This is a genomic window from Streptomyces sp. AC627_RSS907 (genome assembly GCF_019049165.1).
Genome location: NZ_JAGMUE010001420.1, coordinates 1 through 564 on the forward strand (window position 1 = coordinate 1; position 564 = coordinate 564).

Genomic DNA, 564 nt, shown 5'->3' on the forward strand with positions numbered 1-564 from the left:
TCGCCGCCACCGCGGCCGTCACCGCCGACCTGATCCCGGCGCTCGACCACCTCGCCGAGGCGCTGGAACGCAAGGCGCAGGAGTTCGCCCACGTGGTGAAGTCGGGGCGTACGCACCTGATGGACGCCACCCCGGTCACCCTCGGCCAGGAGTTCGGGGGCTACGCGGCGCAGGTGCGCTACGGCGTGGAGCGGTTGCGCAGCGCGCTGCCACGGCTGGCCGAACTCCCGCTCGGCGGCACGGCCGTGGGCACCGGCATCAACACCCCGCCCGGCTTCTCGGCGGCCGTCATCGCCGAGGTGGCCCGCGCCACCGGGCTGCCGCTGAGCGAGGCCAGGAACCACTTCGAGGCGCAGGGGGCGCGCGACGCCCTGGTGGAGACCTCCGGCCAGTTGCGGACCATCGCGGTCGGCCTCACCAAGATCTGCAACGACCTGCGGTGGATGGCCTCCGGGCCGCGCACCGGGCTCGCCGAGATCGCGCTGCCCGACCTCCAGCCGGGCTCCTCGATCATGCCGGGCAAGGTCAACCCGGTGATCCCCGAGGCGGTGCTGATGGTGGCCG

Annotated in this window: 1 protein-coding gene; it reads left to right on the forward strand. The window is 73.9% G+C overall.

The features are described from left to right. Positions 1-564 (forward strand): lyase family protein (locus KUM32_RS42225; RefSeq protein WP_254406821.1); only part of this gene is annotated, 564 nt, incomplete at both ends.